The organism is Phaeobacter sp. CC-HEC084 (assembly GCF_059429255.1).
In genome coordinates, this window is the sequence record NZ_JCAIJQ010000009.1 from 420,785 (window position 1) to 439,776 (window position 18,992).

Genomic DNA, 18,992 nt, shown 5'->3' on the forward strand with positions numbered 1-18,992 from the left:
GTTACCAATCCCCGAGACTTTGCTGCCACAGGGTCATTGCCGCCACCGCTGCGGTGTCCGCGCGCAGGATCCGCGGGCCAAGGCTGACCACATGGGCCTGCTGCATCCCGTGCAGGCGCTTACGTTCCACCTCAGAGAAACCGCCTTCGGGACCGATGAGGATGGCCCAGGATCCTGGCTGAGAGACTTCGCCCGGACGATAGGCCGGGCAGCGCCCGTCCACCCCCGCACGACCGTCGCCCGTAACACGGTCCAGAAACAGTCGTTGCCCCACCTCGGCCTCGTCGCAGAACATCAACTGACGCTCCTGCGGCCATTGATCCAGCAGGCGCGAGAGTTTCTGCAGATCCGTCACCTCGGGAACGAAGGTACCACCGCATTGCTCGGCAGCCTCCACCGCGTGGGCCTGCAGCCGGTCCTGACGGATGCGCTCGGAGTTGGTGAATTCGGTCTGCACCGGCATGATCCGCGCCGCGCCCATCTCGGCGGCTTTTTCGACGATAAAATCGGTGCGCGCCTTCTTGATCGGGGCAAAAATCAGCCACAGGTCCGGCGGCATCTGCAAGGGGCGGGTCTGCTCAAGGCAGGCCAGAACCCCGCCGCGTTTGCCCGCTTCGGCCACCTCGGCCAGCCACTCCCCATCCCGCCCGTTGAACAAAGCCACCTTGGCGCCGACAGCCTGCCGCATCACCCCAAAAAGGTAATGCGCCTGATCCCGGTCCAAAGGAATGGTTTGCCCTGCCCCCAAGGGGTGCTCTACATACAGTCTGATCTTCGCACTCATGAGGTCCTACATATGCAAGGGCAATCGCCAACACCAGATGGTCAGGTCGCAGATGCGGTCAAGGGGAATTGGGTGGACACCCACGCGCCCGCCTGGTCGCGCCCCTATCTGCGGCTGAGCCGCGCAGACCGCCCGATCGGCACATGGCTGTTGCTGATCCCCTGCTGGTGGGGTCTGGCGCTGGCCATCCTCTGGGATGACACCCCGGTCTGGCAGGACGCCTGGATCTTTGTCGCCTGTGGGCTTGGCGCCTGGCTGATGCGCGGCGCGGGCTGCACATGGAACGACATCACCGACCGCAACTTTGACGGCGCGGTCGAGCGCACCCGGTCGCGCCCGATCCCCTCGGGTCAAGTCTCGGTGCGGGGCGCGGTGACTTGGATGTGCGCGCAGGCGCTTGTAGCCTTTGGCATCCTGATGACCTTCAACTGGGCTGCCATCGGCATGGGCGTGCTGGCGCTGTTGCCGGTTGCCGTCTACCCCTTTGCCAAACGCTTCACCTGGTGGCCGCAGATCTTCCTTGGGCTGGCCTTCAACTGGGGGGCGATGCTGGCCTGGGTGGCGCATACCGGATCGCTGGCCTGGCCGCCGGTCATCCTCTATCTGGCGGGGATTGCCTGGACGCTGTTTTATGACACCATCTATGCGCATCAGGACACCGAGGACGACGCGCTGATCGGCGTCAAATCCACCGCCCGCCTGTTTGGCAACAACAGCCCCAGCTGGCTGCGCCGCTTCATCGTGGCAACCGTGGGCCTGATGGCCCTTGCCGTGGTGCTGGCCGCACATGTCGATGCCAACCTTCTGACCCTGCTGATTGCGCTTGCCGGTCCCTGGGCTATGGGCTGGCACATGACTTGGCAATTGCGCGTATTTGATCCCGAAAACAACCCACGCCTGTTGAAGCTGTTCCGGCTCAACCGCGATACCGGCTTGATTCCGCTGATCTTCTTTGCCGTGGCGACTTTCGTGTGATTGAACAGGCCGCCGCTGGCCTGTATGACAGAGCCCAACCGTATCTGGGAATGCTGTTGCAATGCGCCTGTCTTCGTTTCTGATCCCGACTTTGTCCTTCGCCGCGGCGGCAGGGCTGAGCCTGATCGCAGCGGGGTTTGCGGTCACAGCCGTCGAGCGTGGCAGCGAGCGCGAAGTGCGCCGGTCTCTGGATGTTGCGGGCCTGCACTGGGCCGAGGTCACCGCCGACGGGCTGCGGGTCACCCTGCAGGGCACCGCCCCGGACGAGGCCACCCGGTTTGCAGCGATTTCTCTGGCAGGCAGCATTGTCGATGCGGCGCGGGTGATAGACGATATCACGGTGCCGCCCTCGGACGGATTGGCGCCGCCGCGGTTTTCGGCGGAAATCCTGCGCAATGATCGGGGGATTTCAATCAGCGGGTTGATCCCGCTGTCCGCCTCGCGCGAGACGCTGGTCGGTCAGCTGGACCGGATCGCCGAAGACAACAACAAGAAGGTCGCCGATCTTCTGGAAACCGCCGATTACCCGACCCCCGATGGCTGGGACCCGGCGTTGAAATTTGCCGTCGCGGCGCTGGAGCTGCTGCCGCGCTCCAAGATCTCGGTCGAGGCAGGCGCGGTTTCGGTGACCGCAATCGCCGACAGCGTCGAAGAACGCGACAGTTTTGAACGCCAGCTGAGCAGGATGGCACCGCCGCAAATCCGTCTCAGCCTTGATATTGCGGCACCGCGCCCGGTGATCACGCCCTTTACCCTGCGGTTCCTGATTTCCGAAAGCGGTGCCCGGTTCGATGCCTGCTCAGCCGAGGACGAGGAAAGCCGCGCCCGCATCCTGTCCGCCGCCCGCGCTGCCGGGCTGGAGGGAGAGGCCGACTGCGTGATTGGCATGGGGGTTCCCTCCCCCACATGGGCCGATGCCGCCGAACTCAGCATTCAGAGCCTTGCGGAACTGGGTCAGGGCTCGGTCACCATCGCCAACGCCGATATCACCCTTGTCGCCGCCGAAGGCACGCCGGAGGCCCAATTCGACACAGTGGTGGGAGAGCTGGAAACCGCGCTGCCGCAGGTCTTTGCCCTGCACGCGGTGCTGCCTATGCCGGAAACCGATGCCGCTGCCGGACCGCCCGAATTCACCGCCACGCTCAGCCCCGAAGGCCAGGTGCAGCTGCGCGGGCGCATCACCGATGCCGCCACCCGCACCATCGCCGACAGCTATGCCAAGGCGCGATTTGGCTCCGACAGCGTTTATACCGCCGCGCGGGTGGCCGAAGGCCTGCCTGCCGACTGGCCGGTGCGGGTGCTGGCCGGGCTTGAGGCGCTTTCCTATCTGGAGCGCGGCGCGGTCAGCGTCACGCCGGAGGATCTGACCCTGCGCGGCATGAGCTACCGCAAGGACGCCTCCTCCGAGATTGCCAAGTTCCTGTCCGCCAAACTGGGCGAGGCCGAAGACTATGAGCTCGACATCACCTATGAAGAGCCCCCCGCGCCCAAGGATCAGCCGATGGCGCCGGAGCTGTGTCAGGCCGCGCTGACCAGCGTGCAACTGGAGAATGGCAAGATCACCTTTGAACCCGGCTCGGCCACGGTGGAGGCCGGCAGCAACGTGATCATCGACAAGATCGCCGCGATCCTTGAGAAATGCGGCCCGGTGCGGCTTGAAATTCAGGGCCACACCGACAGTCAGGGCCGCGAGGAGATGAACCAGAACCTCAGCCAGGCGCGGGCGCAATCGGTGCTCAATGAACTGCGGGCGCGGCGGATCCTGACCTCGACCTATATCGCGCGCGGATTTGGCGAAAGCAGCCCGATCGCCTCGAATGACACCGAGGAAGGCCGCGAAGCCAACCGCCGCATCGATTTCCGCCTGCTGCTGCCGACGACTGGCGAGAGCGAGGAAAGCACCCTCGACAGCGCCGCGGCGCCCGTGGAGGAGACGGCAGCAGAGGCCGAAAGCGCTGAGGCTGACAGCGACGCTGAGGCCGATACGGAAACCCAGGCTGACGATACGCAAGATGACGACGCACAGGCGGCTGACACTGAGACCGGCGACACAGAACAGGAGACATCGGGCCAATGAACAGGACAGAGTTCATCCTCACCACCGCAATCATCCTGTTTGCCGCCTTCGCGATGGGCTGGTTTGCCAATTGGCTGGTGCACCGTTTCACCCGCGTCCGGCAAAGCGACGTCGCCGATCTGGACCGGATGAGCCAGGAATTGCACGAGGCTGAAGAGACACGCGATCAGGCCATTACCTATCTGCAACAGCGCGAAGCGGAGCTGACCAACCAGCTGACCCAGACCGAAGCCGAGCTGAGCGCGGCCATGGAAGGTCTGCGCGATGCCCGCCGCGAGGCCGAAGAGCTGCGCGCGCAGCTGAACCACTGATCTAAAATAGACCACCCCGACCATCCTGCCAGGGAAGAGGATCGGGCGGAACGGCGGGTGCGAAGGTTTCTGCGGCCCATGTTCCAATGCACATGGGCCGATTGATGGCTTACCAGGAATTATAGCCGAGGTATTTGCCGGACATCTCGATCTTCACCCGGTCGCCCTTTTCGTGGGGCACGCGGATCACCTGCATATCGAAATCGATGGCCGACATGATGCCGGTGCCGAATTTCTCTTCGATCAGCGCCTTGATGGTCGGGCCGTAGACGCCGACGATTTCGTACAGTCGATAGATGCAGGGATCGGTGGGGATGGCTTGTTCCCAGACCTTGGTCGGCGGCTCTTCCAGAACCGAGACCGCCTCTTGCGGCAAGGCAAGAGCCGTCACCAGCGCTTCGGCCTTGTCCTTGGGAAAGCCATTCATGCCCATGCAGGCCGAATGGGTCCAGACCGGCGACATGCCGATCTTTTCGGCGATGCCTTCCCAGGTCATCCCGGCCTGTTTCTTGGCCGAGAGGATCATCATCGTCACGTCTTCTTTGCTCATCATCGTGGGCACCTCAAAAGTATCTTTCATCTGTTGTCCTCCTGATTTGTCTTCAGCCGGCCGCGCCGACCTGTCAGTCGTTGACCGCCTGTAGGTGGCGGGCCGGTTCCGGTTCTGGTGCGGCTTCGGTGGCGGGTTCTGCCGCAGTTTTGTCGATCCGCACGGTTTCGGGCCGCTGATCGGGATCGTCGCTTTTCTGTCCGGCCAGTTCTTTCGACCTCTGGCCAAGGAACTGCACCAGGTGGTTGCGGATGGCGTAGTAGTTGGGATGTTCGACGATCTCGGTACGGCTGCGCGGACGCGGGATGGTGATCTCCACCGACTCCGCCACGCGGGCAAAAGGACCGTTGGTCATGAGCAGGATGCGGTCAGCCAGCAAGATCGCCTCGTCGATGTCATGGGTGATCATGAATACCGTCTGCTCGGTCCCGCCCCAGATCTTCAGGAGTTCGTCCTGAATGGTGCCCCGGGTCAGCGCATCCAACGCGCCAAAGGGTTCATCCAGCAGCAGAAGCTTGGGATGGTTGGCAAAGGCCCGCGCGATGGAGACCCGCTGACGCATACCACCCGACAGCTGGCTCGGCTTGCGCTGAACCACATCGCCTTCAAGCCCGACCATGGCCAGATATTCCCGGGCGTGTTCTTCGACCTTGGCCTTGGACCAGTCGGGATAGCGCGCCTTCACACCAAAGGTGACGTTCTTCAGGGTCGAAAGCCAGGGCAGCAGCGAATAGTTCTGGAACACCACCCCGCGGTCCAGCGACGGGCCGGAGACCTCGGTGCCATCCATCTTGACCACGCCCGAAGTCGGCTCGGCTAGCCCGGCAAGGATGTTCATGATCGTCGACTTGCCGCAGCCAGAGTGGCCAAGGATGCAGACGAACTCTCCCTTTTCGATGCCAAAGGTGGCGTTTTCGAAAACGGTCAGGGTGCCCCCCTGACCGTCGGGGAATTTCTGCGTCAGACGCTCGATACTGAGAAAGGGTTTAGGCATTGGAATGCTCCTATTCGGCGTAGGCGACGGCGCGCTGCAGGACACCAAAGGCGGCATCCAGCATCATGCCAACAACGCCAATCATGAGGATCGAGAAGATGACGGAGGTCAGGTCGAGGTTGTTCCACTCGTTCCAGACGTAGTAGCCAATGCCGGTCCCCCCCACGAGCATCTCTGCCGCAACGATCACCAGCCAGGCGATGCCGATGGAGATCCGCATACCGGTGATGATGGTCGGCGCCGCCGCAGGCAGGATCACCGTAAAGGCGGTGCGCAAAGCGCCGAGTTCATGCGTGCGGGCCACATTGACCCAGTCCTCGCGCACCCCGGCAACGCCAAAGGCGGTGTTGAGCAGCATCGGCCAGATCGAACAGATGAAGATCACGAAGATCGCCGAGGCTTCACTGTCCTGAATGATGAAGAGCGCAAGCGGCATCCAGGCCAGCGGCGAAATCGGGCGCAGCACCTGAATGAAGGGGTTGAAGGCCTTATAGGCGACCTGGCTCATCCCGATAAGGAAACCCAGCGGGATTGCGATCAGCGCCGCCATCAGATAGCCGGTCAGCACCCGGTAGATGGAATAGCCGATCTGGATGCCGATACCCTTGTCGTTGGGGCCTGCATCATAAAAAGGGTTCGATAGCTGCTCCCAGGCCTTGGCGATCACCTGGCTTGGCGGGGGCACGCCCGCCTTGGGGGCACCGCCGCCGGTCAGGCGCTCGTATTCCGTCAGCTCGGACGCGGCCTTCTGGGCGGGAATGGCGGCCTCCCAGATCAGGAGGCCCACCACCAGCATCACCACGGACAGGATCACCGCGCGCTGATTGACTGAAAGGTTATCCAGCATGGATCACCCCTTTCCGATCGCAAAACTGGACACGTATTCTTCGGGCTTGGCCGGATCGAAGGTCTTGCCCATGATGGTGTGCGATTTGTAGGTGACATCGGGCGCCTCGTAGCCGAGATCGTTCATCACCTTCTTGGCGTCGGCGGCCAGATAGACCTGCTCAGCCACCGTTTTGTAATCGACGTCGCCTTCGATATAGCCCCAGCGTTTCATCTGGGTCAGGATCCAGACACCCATGGAATGCCAGGGGAAGGGGTCGAAATCGATCCGGTCGGGCACGCGCTGAACCTCGCCCAGACCGTCGGCATAGGTGCCGGTCAGCACCTGCTCGATCACCGGAACCGGCTGGTTCAGGTAGTTGGTCGGCGCGATGGCCTCGGAGATTTCCTTGCGGTTTTCTGGGTTTGACGCGTATTGCGTGGCGTCGATGATCGATTTCAGCAGGGCGCCATAGGTGTTCGGCAATTCGGTCGCAAAGGACAACGGCGCGGCAAAGGCGCAGCAGGGGTGACCTTCCCAGATGTCCTTGGTCAGCATGTGGATATAGCCGATGCCTTCCCAGACGGCGCGTTGGTTGAACGGGTCGGGCGACAGGTAACCATCAAGGTTGCCAGCGCGCAGGTTGGCGACCATCTCAGGCGGCGGCACCACGCGGATCTGGATATCCACATCCGGGTCCAGCCCGTGTTCGGCCACGTAATACCGCAGCAGGAAGTTGTGCATCGAATATTCAAACGGCACGCCGAAGGTGAAGCCTTTCCACTGTTTCGGGTCACGCTTGTCCAGGTGTTCGTTCGACAGCACGATAGCCTGGCCGTTGATGTTCTCGACCGCGGGCATGATGTAGGGTTCTGCGATGGATCCGGCGCCCAGCGTCATTGCCAGCGGCATCGGTGTCAGCATGTGGCTGGCGTCATATTCCCCCGACAGCGACTTGTCGCGGGCCACGGCCCAGCCAGCCGTCTTGATGACCTGCGCGTTGAGGCCATAGCGCTCGTAGAAGCCCATCGGCTGCGCCATGATGATCGGGGTGGCGCAAGTGATCGGCACAAAGCCGATGTTGAGATCAGATTTCTCCGGCGGGCCCAGCTCGTCGAGGATCGCCGCCTTGGCCTGCTCCATCGGAAAGACCGAGGCCAGCGCCGCAGCCACAGTGCTGCCGCCCAGCATGCCCATGAAAGAGCGACGACCGATGTCATTGTGCCCAAAGACCGAGCGCACGATGGCGCTTTCGACGGCGCGTTCCATCATGTCGTCAGAGGACATATGCTGCGGCTCGGTATGGCCCTTGTCATGGCCGTGTCCGGACAGGCATCCATCGCAACCGCAATCGGCGCCGTGTCGCAGATCGGTCTTATCCGAGAACGGATTTCCAAGGCTCTTTGTCGTCATGGGTGTCCCCTTTCAGTCAATGTTTCGTAAACTTTGACAGCCGCCACGGGACAAAAAAAGCAGCCGCCCAACATTTGAGCAGCAAACAAAAACACATTATTTCAGTGTATTATGCTAATTTTCGGACACCCGTATTTACGATATATCGTAAATTACGAAATTTCGTTTAAACCTGACGAGGACGAGGTTTAACCTTTTCCCATGTCACTCGATCTTCTCAACGCCGATTCCCTTTTGCAGTCGATTCCCGAGGCCATGCTTGTCCTCGACACCACGGAAGACCGGGTGGTTGACTGGAACCAATCCGCTGCCCGGCTCCTCGGAAACGGGCACGACGGCAGCGCACCCCTGCCCTTCTCACACTATCTGGGTAAGGACATGCCCCGGTTTGTGGTGTTCCTCGAGGAGGTGGACCATCGCGGCGCAAGCTGGACCCGCGACGTTACTCTGCGGGCTGGGGATGGCAGCGCGCTGAACTGCGAACTCCGGGCGCAGCCGGTGCCGGGACAGGACGGCTGGATCATCCTGGCGCTGACCGATCTGCGCGCTCTTGATCAGCGCGCCGAAACTGCTGCGCTGGCGGAAACCTTTCGTGCCGGCCTTGTGAACTGGAAACGCACCGAAGGTTTCTTTGCCGAGCTGGAACGCCAGAACCAGCTGATCCTCAACGCTGCAGGCGAAGGCATCTACGGTGTCAACGCCGAGGGCAAGACCACATTCGTCAACCGCGCGGCGCGCGAAATGCTGGGCTGGACCTCCGAAGATCTGCTGGGCAAGGACATCCACTCGATGATCCACCATCATCACCTCAACGGCGAACACTACCCGTCGCAGCAATGCCCGATCTACCGCTCCTTCCGCTTCGAACAGGTCCACCGGATCGAGGACGAGGTATTCTGGCGCAAGGATGGCAAGCCGATCCGGGTCGAATATGTTTCGACCCCGATCTACGATCAGAAGGTGCTGGTTGGGGCGGTGGTGATCTTTCGCGACATCACCGAACGCAAGGAAAGCGAACGCAAGCTGCGCGAGGCGATGGAGGAGGTCGCGGCCCTGCGTGACCGGCTGGAGCAGGAAAACGCCTATCTGCAGGAGGCGATCACATCAGAGCGCGCCCATCACGACATCATCGGATCCTCGCCCGCCATCCGGCAGATCGTGGCCCGCATTGATCTGGTGGCCAAGACGACGGCGACTGTCCTGATCAGCGGCGAAACCGGCACCGGGAAATCGCTGGTCGCCACCGAAATTCACAAGACCAGCCCCCGCGCCCGGCGGCCGCTGATCCATTTCAAATGCAGTTCGGTCGCCCCCGAGGAGGTCGAGGCCGAACTTTTCGGCCAGATGCGCGGCGCCCCGAATGGCGCCATGCGCGACAAGCCCGGCAAACTGGAACTGGCCCACGGCGGCACCCTGTTCATCGACGATGTCGCGGAACTGCCGGTCGAAATTCAGGGCAAGCTGCTACACGCCCTGCAAAGCGGATCCGTCACCCGGCTGGGCGATACCCGGGAAAAGCCGCTCGATATCCGGGTGATCGCGGCGACCTCGCTGGCTGAGGAGACCGTGCGCCGCACCGGGCGCATCCGCGAGGATCTGTTTCTGTTCCTCAACGTCTTTCCCATCAACTGCCTGCCACTGCGCGACCGCCGCGAAGACATTCCGCTGCTGGCCGCACACCTTCTGAAGATCGCCTGCCGCAGGCTGAACCGGCCGGTGCCGGTGATCACCGAACGGGTGATGCAGCAGATGCAGGCCTATGACTGGCCCGGCAATGTGCGCGAATTGCACAATGCGATGGAGCGCGCCGCCATCGTCTCGCAGGATCGCAAGCTGGTCATCGAACTCTCCGGCACGACCCAAGACGCCCCGGCACCCGGCACCAGGTTCCATACCGAGGCCAGAATGCAGGAGATGGTCCGGGACAATATCATCGCCGCCCTGCGCGAGGCAGGCGGGCGCGTCTCCGGCCCGACCGGCGCCGCCACCCTGTTGCAGATTAAACCGACGACGCTCTATTCGCGGATCAAGTCCTTTGACATCACGCCGCTGGACTGGGCCTGAAGATCAGACAACCGCCACGGCCTTTGGACCCTCGGCGGTCTGACCCGCCGCCGTTTGCGATTGCACTGTGGGCACCCCGCCCTCTGGCCAGGTGACCAGCAGGATCGCGCAGCCGGTGATGTGGCAGGCCGCGATGACATCCGCCAAAGAGCTCACCGTGGCAGCAAAATGCCGCTCTCCGGGTTTGGAGACCTCCACCGCGATATCAACGGGGCTGTCCGCAGGCAGGCCTTTCTGCATCAACTGATCCGCGAGCCGCCGCGCCTGACGCACCGACATGTAAAAGGCCGTCGTCGTGCCCGGTCCCGACAGGCGGGTGCAATCGGGAAAAGGATCGCTGGCACAGCCGGTGCCCGTGGTCAGCACCAGTGCATTGGCAACACCGCGACTGGTCAGGCTGCGCCCCAGCGCCGCCCCAGCGGCTGAGGCTGCAGTGATGCCAGACACCAGCTCAACCGGGATGCCCGCCTCATCAGCCGCCTCCATCTCTTCGCTGGCGCGGCCAAAGATGCCGGGATCGCCGGATTTCAGCCGCACAACGCGGCGTCCTTTCAGAGCTTCGGTTACGATCACGCGGTTGATCTTCTCCTGCGGCCAGCTGTGCGCCCCGACATGTTTTCCGACAAAGACCATTTCAGTACCGGGCCGGGCAAGCTCCAGCACTTCAGGATCAACCAGGCGGTCGTAGAAAATCACGTCGGCCTGCTGCAGGCGTTTGACCGCGCGCAGGGTCAAAAGGTCCGCCGCCCCCGGCCCTGCCCCGACCAAGGCGATATGACCTTTTGCCTGCCGTTCCTTCGGCGTGGAAGGGGCGCTAAGCTGGGGTGTCATCCGGTCCAGCGTGCGGCCCACCCGCGCCAGGATGAGGGAGGCAGGCCCTGAAGCGAGAGCAAGTGTTTGCACCGGGACAAACAGGGGGATGTGAAACAGCCGTTGCAGCAATGTCATGGGATGTCCTTTCAGGCTGTCAGGGGAAGCGATGTCGACGCGTGAGTACCATCGGGAAAGTGCAAGGGGCTGTCGGCACAGCCCAGCGTGTCCATGGCAAGATGAGCCGTGCCGAGGATGATTTCGGATTCGAAACGCGGCAGGGCGGCGGGGCTGACTGCGACCTTCAGCGAGTTGATCGGCCTGGCGCTGTCCGCCAGCCGCCGGGTGCCTTCCAGTCGGGCCGCCTCGGTTTCCTGCCAGGGGGCACCGTCCCGCAAACCGAAGGCCTCGATGGCCTTGGCCGGGTGGCGTTCGAATTCGCCGCCGCCCCCCTTGATCACGGTCAGGGATCGCCAGCCAAGTCGCTGGGCGGCATCGGCCTGCAACAGCCGGTAGGAGGGGTGAAAGACGCCCTGAACACTGGCAGCCGCGCCAGCGGGGTTCAGCATCCGGCACACCGTGTTGACGCAAGAACGCAGGCCAAGCACGGCACGCAGGGACAAGAGGTGCATTAGGGGCGGGCAAAGATTTTCCAGCGGCATATAAACGATATTCCCTGCGTTCAGCGCGGCTTCAGCCTCGGCGGGGGTATGGGCAATCGGGATGCCAAGGGTTTCAAGACCGTTTCGCACAGTGGGATCGGATCCGTTCCAGCCATGCAGCATCACCCGTTTGCCGCTTTGGGCCACCATCAGCGCCGAGACAAGGAACCAGGGCAGCCCACGCGTGCGCCCTGCCGCATAGGACGGCCAGTCGAGGTCGACCCGCGGCAGCGCCGGGGCCTGTTCTTGTGCGGCAGCCGCGAAACCGGCGATCTCTTCCGCCGTTTCGCCCTTCATGCGCAAGAGCATCAACAGCGCGCCAATGGCCTCGGGCGCGGCGTCCTTGCCCAGCATCAGGGTCATGGCGTCCCGCGCTTCGTCTTGGGTCAAAGAGCGGGAGCGTCCGGGGCCACGGCCCAGGGTGGCGACATGACCGGCCAGGCTCATTCCGCAGCCTCCCGCTGATGGGTGCTTGCCAGAATGGCGGCCAGTTCCGGACGGCAGGAACCGCAGTTCGTACCCGCCTCCAGTGCGACACCGATCGCTTCCACTGTCATCAGGTGCTGGGTTTCGATGGCACTGATGATGGTGTTGATCCCAATCCCGAAGCAGGAGCAGATCACCGGACCGGGGTCAGGCACATCCGCCGGGGGGCGACCGGTCAGAACCTCTGTGCCTGCCGCATCCGGGAGCGTGGCAAGATAATCCCGCACCACCGCCACCGGTTCCCGGTCGACAAACAGGGCCGCAAGCAGGCGCCCCTTGTCGAACAGGGCGATCCGGGCTGTTCCCCGTGCGGGGTCCAGAATGGTGGCAGCTTCGGCGCCGGGCAGATCGAACAGGCGGCGGGCTTCCTCTTCCCATTCAGGCGCAGGCGCGTATCCGGCCATCTCGGCGCGATAGCCGCCACGGGTGGGGGCCAGCGCCCAATAGTCGGCGTTTGGCGCCATGGGCAGGGTCGAGACCGCGAAACCATACCAGGCGGCCTCCATCTTCTGGACGGCAACGACGCTGGCCTTGCTTTCGGGCTGGCCTGACACCGGATCAGTTTCGGCGGCGACCAGATCGTCGATCCGGCCAGAGGGCGCGGTTTCCCCGGTCCAGTGGATCGGCGCAAAGACCTGCCCGGGTTGCACCGCGTCACTGATCCGGGCGCGCAGGATGGCGCTTCCATTGGGGCTGCGCACCTCCACAAGATCCGCAGGGGTGATACCCAATGTGGCGGCGTCATTGGGGTGCAGGTCAAGGAAGGGTTCGGGCATATGCGCGCCAAGGCGTGGCGACAGCCCCGTGCGCGTCATCGTGTGCCATTGGTCGCGAAGCCGCCCGGTATTCAGCCGGAAGGGGTACTTTGGCCCCGTCCTGGCTGCAGGCGGGCGATAGCGCAGCGGCAGCAGCCGGGCCTTTTTGTCACTATGGTAGAAATTGCCATCGGCAAAGAACCGGCCACCGCTGCGATCTGCGATGACAGGCCAGCGTGTGGGGGCAAGGGTGTCATAGGCCGATGCCTCCAACCCGGAGAAGCCGGAGATGTCGAAATCACGTCCGAACTGACCAGCGATCCCGGAGAGGGCGGCATATTCACGGAAGATCTCAACCGGGCTTTCATAATCAAAGGCCGCGTGCCAGCCCATGCGTTTGCCCACCTCGCAGAGGATCTGCCAATCGGGTCGGGCCGCACCGGGTGCGGGCAGGGCCGCGCGCTGGCGGCTGATGGTGCGGTCTGAATTGGTGACGGTGCCGTCCTTCTCCCCCCAGGCGCTGGCGGGCAGCAGCACCCGTGCCAGACGCGCGGTGTCACTGTGTTCGGTGATGTCACTGACCACGGTGAAAGGGCAGGCCTTGATCGCAGCGCGCACGGCGGCGGAGTCGGGCATCGACACGGCGGGGTTGGTGTGAATGACCCACAGCGCCTTGATCCGCCCATCGGCAACAGCGCGGAACATGTCCACCGCTTTCAGCCCCGGTGCCTCGGGCATCTGCGGAGCCTGCCAGAAATCGCGCACCGCCTGGCGGTGATCGGGGTTTTCCAGATCGAGATGACAGGCCAGCATGTTCGCCAGCCCGCCGACCTCGCGCCCACCCATGGCGTTGGGCTGGCCGGTCACCGACAGGGGCCCCATGCCGGGCTTGCCGATGCGCCCGGTGGCCAGATGGCAGTTGAGGATTGCGTTGACCTTGTCGCTGCCGCTGGTCGATTGGTTGACCCCCTGGCTGTAGATGGTGACGGTCTTTTTGGTGCCGATCCACATGTCGCAGAAGGCGCGGACCTCTTCCTCTGTCAGGCCGGTCGGGGCAAGCGTGTCTGCCCGGGCGGCCTCCAGCGCAGCCGCGAAACCGGTGGTGTCTTGCATGTATTCGGCATCGATGGCACCGCGTGCATCGATCTCACTCAGAAGGTGGTTGAACAGGGCCACGTCCGACCCCGGCTGCAAGGCCAGATGCAGATCGGCGCCGTCGCAGCTGGCGGTGCGGCGCGGGTCCACCACCACAATCTTGGTGCCGCGTGATTTGCGGGCCGCAAGAAGGCGCTGGTAGAGCACCGGATGGCACCAGGCGAGGTTCGATCCCACCAGCACCACCAGATCGGCCTCGTCCAGATCCTCGTAGGTGCCGGGCACGGTATCACTGCCAAAGGCGCGCTTGTGCCCCGCCACGCTGGAGGCCATGCAGAGCCGCGAATTGGTGTCGATATTGGCCGAGCCGATGAAGCCTTTCATCAGCTTGTTGGCGACGTAGTAGTCTTCGGTCAGCAACTGGCCCGAAACATAGAAGGCAACGCTGTCCGGCCCGTGATCGCGGATCGTCTGGGAAAACCGGTCCGCAACCAGATCGAGCGCCGTGTCCCAATCGCTATTCTGCCCGTCTATCTTAGGAGCAAGCAAACGATGCTCCAGCCCCAGAGTTTCCCCCAAGGCCGAACCTTTTGAACAGAGCCGCCCGAAGTTGGCCGGGTGGTCGGGATCGCCGCGTACGGCAAGACCGCCGTTCTTGTCCTCAGACAACAGAACCCCGCAGCCCACCCCGCAATAAGGACAGGTGGAGCGGATCCCGCCGGACGCACTCATGCGGCGCTCCGCCCGGTAAGGGCGCTGGAGTCAAGCAGCATACGCTGCCCTTCCAGACGCAAGGGGTAGGTCTCGATCCGCCCGTCATCAGCACCCTGCGCCTCTCCGGTATTGAGGTCAAAGACCCAGTTGTGCAGCGGGCAGGTCACCGATTGCCCATGCACGATGCCTTCGGACAAGGGGCCGCCCTTGTGCGGGCAGCTGTTGGAGGCGGCAAAGACCTCTGCCTCGCCTGTGCGAAAAACCGCGATACAGCCCATCGGGGTTTTCAATAGCCGCGCCCCGCGCAGGGGCACCTCGTCAATATGTCCGATATCGATCCAGCTCATTCCGCGGCCTCCAGGGTGAGTTCGGCAAGGGGGGCATAAGAGGCGGATTTCTCCTCCACTTCCTTGGCCCAAGGGTCCTTGCGGTAGATGGTTTGTGACAACTCAAACGCGTCGATCAGGCGCTGGCGTTCTTCCAGATCGTCCACGACGCGGGCCTTCACCCAATCAAGGCCGACCTTGGCGACCCATTTGTAGGGCCGGTCGAGGTATTTGGCGTTCTCGCGGTAAAGCTGCATGAAGGCGGTGGCGAGGTCGAGCGCCTCTTCCTCGGTTGCCACATCGGCCAGCCGTTCGGTTTCCTTCACATCCATGCCAGCCGCGCCTGCGACACCGATCTGGTAACCGCTGTCGACGCAGACAACGCCGATGTCCTTGCAGGTGGCCTCGGCGCAGTTGCGCGGACAGCCCGAGACGGCCAGCTTCACCTTATGCGGGGACCACGAACCCCAGAGCCTTTTTTCCAGCTTGATGCCAAGGCCGGTGCTGTCCTGGGTGCCAAAGCGGCAATGATCCTTGCCGACGCAGGTTTTCACCGTGCGCAGCCCCTTGGCGTAGGCGTGGCCCGAGACCATGCCCGCCTTGTTGAGATCGGCCCAGATATGCGGCAGATCCTCGCCCTTGACGCCAAGGAGGTCGATCCGCTGGCCGCCGGTCACATGCACGGTGGGCACGTTGTATTTCTCGGCTGCATCGGCGATGGCGCGCAGCTCGGCCGGGGTGGTCATCCCCCCCCACATGCGCGGCACCACGGAAAAGGTGCCGTCCTTCTGGATATTGGCGTGCTTGCGTTCGTTGACGAAACGGCTTTGCGGATCGTCCTGATATTCCACCGGCCAGTCGGCAAGAAGGTAGAAGTTCACCGCCGGGCGGCAGACATGGCAGCCATTGGGGGTTTTCCAGCCCAGCTCCTGCCAGACCGCAGCCTGAGATTTCAGCTCTTGTGATTTGATCAGGCGGCGCACGTCTTCGTGCGTGAGGTCAGAGCAGGTGCAGATCGGCTGCGCCGTTGGGGCGGCGTAATCATCGCCAAGAGTGACCGCCAACACCTGTTCCACCAGCCCCGTGCAGGTCCCGCAGGAGGCCGACGCCTTGGTGCAGGCGCGCAGGCTTCCCAGATCGGTGGCGCCATCGTGGATCGCCGAGACGATATCGCCCTTGCATACGCCGTTGCAGCCGCAGATTTCCGCATCATCCGGCAAGGCTGCAACGGCTGACAAAGGGTCCGCAGAGGCGCCCCCCTGATAGGCCGGACCAAAGATCAGCGTATCGCGCATCTCACTGATATCGCTGCCGTCCTTGATCAGTCCGAAGAACCAGCTGCCATCGGCGGTATCGCCGTACATGACCGCGCCGATCAGACGATCGCCTTCCAGCACCAGACGCTTATAGACGCCGCGCGCGGGATCGCGGAATACGATGTCCTCGCGCCCCTCGCCTTCGGCGAAATCCCCGGCGCTGAACAGATCACATCCCGTGACCTTCAGCTTGGTCGAGACCTCCTTGTTCACGAAACGCGCCTCTTGTCCCAAAAGGGTCTGCGCCAGCACCTTGGCCTGATCGTATAGTGGCGCCACAAGACCAAAGAGCGCACCATCGTGTTCAACGCATTCACCAAGGGCGAGGATATCGGGATCCGAGGTCACCATGTGATCGTCCACCACGACGCCCCGGTTGCAGGAAAGGCCCGTTGCCTCTGCCAGCGCCATATTGGGGCGGATGCCCACCGCCATCACCAACAGATCGCAGGGCAGTTCGGTGCCATCCTCCAGCCGCAGGGCCTTCACATGGCCGGTGCCGTCATCCAGGATCTCCTTGGAGTTCGCCTGGCAAAGGACCTTGATCCCCTTCTCAACCAGCGATTTGCGCAAGAGGTACCCTGCCGCCTCATCCAGCTGACGCTCCATCAGGTGACCCATGATGTGGACGACGGTGACATCGACGCCGCGCGCCGCCATGCCCGCTGCCGCCTCCAGCCCCAACAGGCCGCCACCGATCACGACGGCCTTTGTGCCGGGCCTGTCGCCAAGGGCCATCATCGCCTCGGTGTCTTCCAGATCGCGGTAGGGGATCACGCCCGCCAGATCATGTCCGGGCAGGGGGATCATGAAGGGGTTGGACCCGGTGGCGATGACCAGCTTGTCGTAAGCGACATCGCCTTTTTCACCGCGCACGACTTTCTGCGCAGGATCGATGGCGTGGACCTTTTCACCAAACCGGCAGGTGATGCCATTTTCGGCGTACCAGTCTTCGTCATGGGTGACGATCTCGGCATAGGTCTTTTCGCCCGACAGCACCGGCGACAGCATCAGCCGGTTGTAGTTGCCGCGGGGTTCGGCGTTGAAGAGGGTGATTTCATAGGCCTCTGGGTCCGCGTTCAGAAGATGCTCCAGCATCCGTCCCGAGGCCATGCCTGCCCCGACGATAACGAGTTTCTGCTTCATGGTCCTCACTCCGCAGCGACGGCGCTCAGCGCCGGTTTTTTCGGTTTCGCGCCATGCTCGTATTCTTCCAGGAAATCGAGCACCTCTTGCCGATAGCTGTAGTAATCCGGGTGTTCGAGCAGCGCCTTGCGGGTGCGTGGGCGCGGCAGGTCGACCTCGGTGATCTTGCCGATGGTGGCCTGCGGACCATTGGTCATCATCACCACCCGGTCAGCCAAAAGGATCGCCTCGTCCACATCGTGGGTGACGCAGATGGCGGTCACTTTGGTGCGGGACCAGACCTCCATCAGCACCTCTTGCAGTTCCCAGCGGGTCAGGCTGTCGAGCATCCCGAAGGGTTCATCCAGCAGCAGAAGTTTTGGCGACAGGGCAAAGGCGCGGGCGATGCCCACCCGTTGCTGCATGCCGTTGGACATGTCGCTGGCCGGGCGGTCCATCGCATCGGCAAGGCCGACACGCTCCAGATAGTATTCCACCACGTCCTGGCGTTCGGCGCGGCTGGCTTTGGGGTAGACCTTGTCGACACCGATGGCGCAGTTCTCCCGTGCGGTCAGCCAGGGAAACAGGTTCGGCGACTGGAACACCACGGCGCGTTCGGGATCGGCGCCCTCCACGTGGCGGCGGTCCAGTTTGATCGCGCCCTTGGAGATCGGGTTGAGGCCCGCCGCCATGGTCAGGACAGTGGATTTGCCGCAGCCCGAGTGGCCGATCAGCGAGATGAACTCGCCCTTGTTGATCTTGAGGTTGAAATCCTCGACCACGGTGAGCGGCCCTTTTGGCGTGGGGTAGATCTTGTGCAGTTGCGAGAAGTCGAGGAAGCGTTCCTCGGTTGCGCTTTCCTGGGCTTTGGCCACCGCAGATGGCAGACCATGGATCGGGGTGACATCCGGCAACAGGCGGGTGCCTTCGACCTTGGATTCGATGCCAACCTCCATCAGGTAGGATGTGACCTGGCTGCGCAGGGATTTGAACCCCTCGTGGTGGTTCATCTCGACCCGGTCGCGCGGGCGGGGGATGGTGACACGGAACTCCTCACCCAGGGTGCCATCGGGATTGAGCGCAATGATGCGGTCGGCCAGCAGGATCGCCTCATCCACGTCATTGGTGATCAGGACGCAGGTCTTCTTGTCCGCCTCCCAGATCGCCTCGATCTCATCCGCCAGATTTGCACGGGTCAGCGCATCCAGCGCCGAAAGCGGCTCATCCAGAAGCAACACCTCGGGCGACATCGCCAGCGCGCGGGCAACATTGACCCGCTGACGCATCCCCCCCGACAGTTCCGCCGGGCGGCGGCTGGCGGCATGGGACAGGCCCACCATCTCGATGTAGTGCGCGACCTTCGCGTCTTTTTCCGCCTTTGCCATCTTGGGGAACACGGTGTCGACGGCAAGGCGCACATTGCCCGCCACGGTCAGCCAGGGCATCAGCGAATAGCTTTGAAAGATCACACCGCGCTCGGGGCCCGGGCCGTCGATCTTCTGGCCGCGAAAGCTGACGGTGCCTTTGGTCGGGCTGTCGAGCCCCGCCATCAGGTTGATCAGCGTCGTCTTGCCGGTGCCGGAAAAGCCAAGCAGCACGAGGAATTCGCCTTCCTCCACCTCAAGGTTGATGTTCTTCAGCACATGGGTTTCGCTGGTGCCGGTGCCAAAGCTTTTGGAGACGTTGTCGAATGTCAAAATAGCCATGGC

15 protein-coding genes are annotated in these 18,992 nt (G+C 63.0%); 4 read left to right on the plus strand and 11 right to left on the minus strand.

Annotated features, from left to right (window positions below; translation table 11 throughout):
- Position 1: 1 nt before the first annotated feature.
- Entirely contained in the window at positions 2 to 784 is a 783-nt protein-coding gene (locus AC5SSZ_RS19250; RefSeq protein WP_495439477.1) for a 16S rRNA (uracil(1498)-N(3))-methyltransferase, read from the minus strand.
- Positions 785 to 796: 12 nt separating this feature from the next.
- Between AC5SSZ_RS19250 and ubiA the strand changes: the two genes are divergently transcribed.
- The 3 genes from ubiA to AC5SSZ_RS19265 all read left to right on the plus strand — a co-directional run bounded on the left by ubiA (position 797) and on the right by AC5SSZ_RS19265 (position 4,147).
- A complete protein-coding gene (ubiA, locus tag AC5SSZ_RS19255) occupies positions 797 to 1,759 on the plus strand; it encodes a 4-hydroxybenzoate octaprenyltransferase (RefSeq protein ID WP_495439479.1) in 963 nt (320 codons plus the stop codon).
- A gap of 61 nt (positions 1,760 to 1,820) precedes the next feature.
- The gene (locus AC5SSZ_RS19260) at positions 1,821 to 3,836 is read left to right on the plus strand and encodes an OmpA family protein (protein WP_495439481.1); all 2,016 of its coding nucleotides are present in this window, start codon (positions 1,821 to 1,823) and stop codon (positions 3,834 to 3,836) included.
- Positions 3,833 to 4,147: a hypothetical protein gene (locus AC5SSZ_RS19265; RefSeq protein ID WP_065272443.1), complete on the plus strand. Its 315-nt coding sequence runs from the start codon at positions 3,833 to 3,835 to the stop codon at positions 4,145 to 4,147. Before AC5SSZ_RS19260 ends, AC5SSZ_RS19265 begins: the two co-directional genes overlap by 4 nt.
- A 109-nt stretch (positions 4,148 to 4,256) precedes the next feature.
- Here AC5SSZ_RS19265 and cynS read toward each other — a convergent pair whose 3' ends face one another.
- Genes cynS through AC5SSZ_RS19285 form a run of 4 tightly spaced genes read right to left on the minus strand, consistent with a single transcriptional unit; the run spans position 4,257 to position 7,930 of the window.
- The gene (gene cynS / locus AC5SSZ_RS19270) at positions 4,257 to 4,727 is read right to left on the minus strand and encodes a cyanase (RefSeq protein WP_237028372.1); all 471 of its coding nucleotides are present in this window, start codon (positions 4,725 to 4,727) and stop codon (positions 4,257 to 4,259) included.
- Between the two features lie 43 nt (positions 4,728 to 4,770).
- Positions 4,771 to 5,691: an ABC transporter ATP-binding protein gene (locus AC5SSZ_RS19275; protein WP_274827549.1), complete on the minus strand. Its 921-nt coding sequence runs from the start codon at positions 5,689 to 5,691 to the stop codon at positions 4,771 to 4,773.
- Between the two features lie 10 nt (positions 5,692 to 5,701).
- Positions 5,702 to 6,538 (minus strand): nitrate ABC transporter permease, encoded by an 837-nt coding sequence (gene ntrB / locus AC5SSZ_RS19280; RefSeq protein WP_274827548.1) that lies wholly within the window; start codon positions 6,536 to 6,538, stop codon positions 5,702 to 5,704.
- A gap of 3 nt (positions 6,539 to 6,541) precedes the next feature.
- Complete coding sequence (locus tag AC5SSZ_RS19285; protein WP_274834664.1) at positions 6,542 to 7,930, minus strand: CmpA/NrtA family ABC transporter substrate-binding protein; 1,389 nt, start codon at positions 7,928 to 7,930, stop codon at positions 6,542 to 6,544.
- Between the two features lie 201 nt (positions 7,931 to 8,131).
- On the opposite strand from AC5SSZ_RS19285, the gene AC5SSZ_RS19290 reads away from it, so the two are divergent.
- Complete coding sequence (locus AC5SSZ_RS19290) at positions 8,132 to 9,994, plus strand: sigma 54-interacting transcriptional regulator (RefSeq protein WP_495439487.1); 1,863 nt, start codon at positions 8,132 to 8,134, stop codon at positions 9,992 to 9,994.
- Between the two features lie 3 nt (positions 9,995 to 9,997).
- On the opposite strand, the gene cobA is transcribed toward AC5SSZ_RS19290, so the two are convergent.
- From cobA to AC5SSZ_RS19320, 6 genes are read right to left on the minus strand one after another with little or no spacing between them, the layout of a single operon-like run.
- Positions 9,998 to 10,942, minus strand: coding sequence for a uroporphyrinogen-III C-methyltransferase (gene cobA / locus AC5SSZ_RS19295; protein ID WP_495439489.1), 945 nt, complete (start codon positions 10,940 to 10,942; stop codon positions 9,998 to 10,000).
- Positions 10,943 to 10,953: 11 nt separating this feature from the next.
- Positions 10,954 to 11,913: a glycosyl transferase family protein gene (locus AC5SSZ_RS19300; protein WP_495439491.1), complete on the minus strand. Its 960-nt coding sequence runs from the start codon at positions 11,911 to 11,913 to the stop codon at positions 10,954 to 10,956.
- Positions 11,910 to 14,534 (minus strand): molybdopterin-dependent oxidoreductase, encoded by a 2,625-nt coding sequence (locus tag AC5SSZ_RS19305; RefSeq protein WP_495439493.1) that lies wholly within the window; start codon positions 14,532 to 14,534, stop codon positions 11,910 to 11,912. Before AC5SSZ_RS19305 ends, AC5SSZ_RS19300 begins: the two co-directional genes overlap by 4 nt.
- On the minus strand, positions 14,531 to 14,863 hold the full coding sequence (gene nirD, locus AC5SSZ_RS19310; RefSeq protein WP_495439495.1) for a nitrite reductase small subunit NirD: 333 nt from the start codon (positions 14,861 to 14,863) through the stop codon (positions 14,531 to 14,533). The genes AC5SSZ_RS19305 and nirD overlap by 4 nt, the downstream gene beginning before the upstream one ends.
- Positions 14,860 to 17,304: a nitrite reductase large subunit NirB gene (gene nirB / locus AC5SSZ_RS19315; RefSeq protein ID WP_495439497.1), complete on the minus strand. Its 2,445-nt coding sequence runs from the start codon at positions 17,302 to 17,304 to the stop codon at positions 14,860 to 14,862. Before nirB ends, nirD begins: the two co-directional genes overlap by 4 nt.
- 5 nt (positions 17,305 to 17,309) lie before the next feature.
- The gene (locus tag AC5SSZ_RS19320; RefSeq protein WP_495439499.1) at positions 17,310 to 18,989 is read right to left on the minus strand and encodes an ABC transporter ATP-binding protein; all 1,680 of its coding nucleotides are present in this window, start codon (positions 18,987 to 18,989) and stop codon (positions 17,310 to 17,312) included.
- Positions 18,990 to 18,992 lie beyond the last annotated feature (3 nt).

Bases quoted from the DNA above. Each gene is read 5' to 3' on its own strand.
- AC5SSZ_RS19250 (WP_495439477.1), bottom strand. From the start codon at position 784: ATGAGTGCGAAGATCAGACTGTATGTAGAGCACCCCTTGGGGGCAGGG.
- ubiA (WP_495439479.1), top strand. From the start codon at position 797: ATGCAAGGGCAATCGCCAACACCAGATGGTCAGGTCGCAGATGCGGTC.
- AC5SSZ_RS19260 (WP_495439481.1), top strand. From the start codon at position 1,821: ATGCGCCTGTCTTCGTTTCTGATCCCGACTTTGTCCTTCGCCGCGGCG.
- AC5SSZ_RS19265 (WP_065272443.1), top strand. From the start codon at position 3,833: ATGAACAGGACAGAGTTCATCCTCACCACCGCAATCATCCTGTTTGCC.
- cynS (WP_237028372.1), bottom strand. From the start codon at position 4,727: ATGAAAGATACTTTTGAGGTGCCCACGATGATGAGCAAAGAAGACGTG.
- AC5SSZ_RS19275 (WP_274827549.1), bottom strand. From the start codon at position 5,691: ATGCCTAAACCCTTTCTCAGTATCGAGCGTCTGACGCAGAAATTCCCC.
- ntrB (WP_274827548.1), bottom strand. From the start codon at position 6,538: ATGCTGGATAACCTTTCAGTCAATCAGCGCGCGGTGATCCTGTCCGTG.
- AC5SSZ_RS19285 (WP_274834664.1), bottom strand. From the start codon at position 7,930: ATGACGACAAAGAGCCTTGGAAATCCGTTCTCGGATAAGACCGATCTG.
- AC5SSZ_RS19290 (WP_495439487.1), top strand. From the start codon at position 8,132: ATGTCACTCGATCTTCTCAACGCCGATTCCCTTTTGCAGTCGATTCCC.
- cobA (WP_495439489.1), bottom strand. From the start codon at position 10,942: ATGACATTGCTGCAACGGCTGTTTCACATCCCCCTGTTTGTCCCGGTG.
- AC5SSZ_RS19300 (WP_495439491.1), bottom strand. From the start codon at position 11,913: ATGAGCCTGGCCGGTCATGTCGCCACCCTGGGCCGTGGCCCCGGACGC.
- AC5SSZ_RS19305 (WP_495439493.1), bottom strand. From the start codon at position 14,534: ATGAGTGCGTCCGGCGGGATCCGCTCCACCTGTCCTTATTGCGGGGTG.
- nirD (WP_495439495.1), bottom strand. From the start codon at position 14,863: ATGAGCTGGATCGATATCGGACATATTGACGAGGTGCCCCTGCGCGGG.
- nirB (WP_495439497.1), bottom strand. From the start codon at position 17,304: ATGAAGCAGAAACTCGTTATCGTCGGGGCAGGCATGGCCTCGGGACGG.
- AC5SSZ_RS19320 (WP_495439499.1), bottom strand. From the start codon at position 18,989: ATGGCTATTTTGACATTCGACAACGTCTCCAAAAGCTTTGGCACCGGC.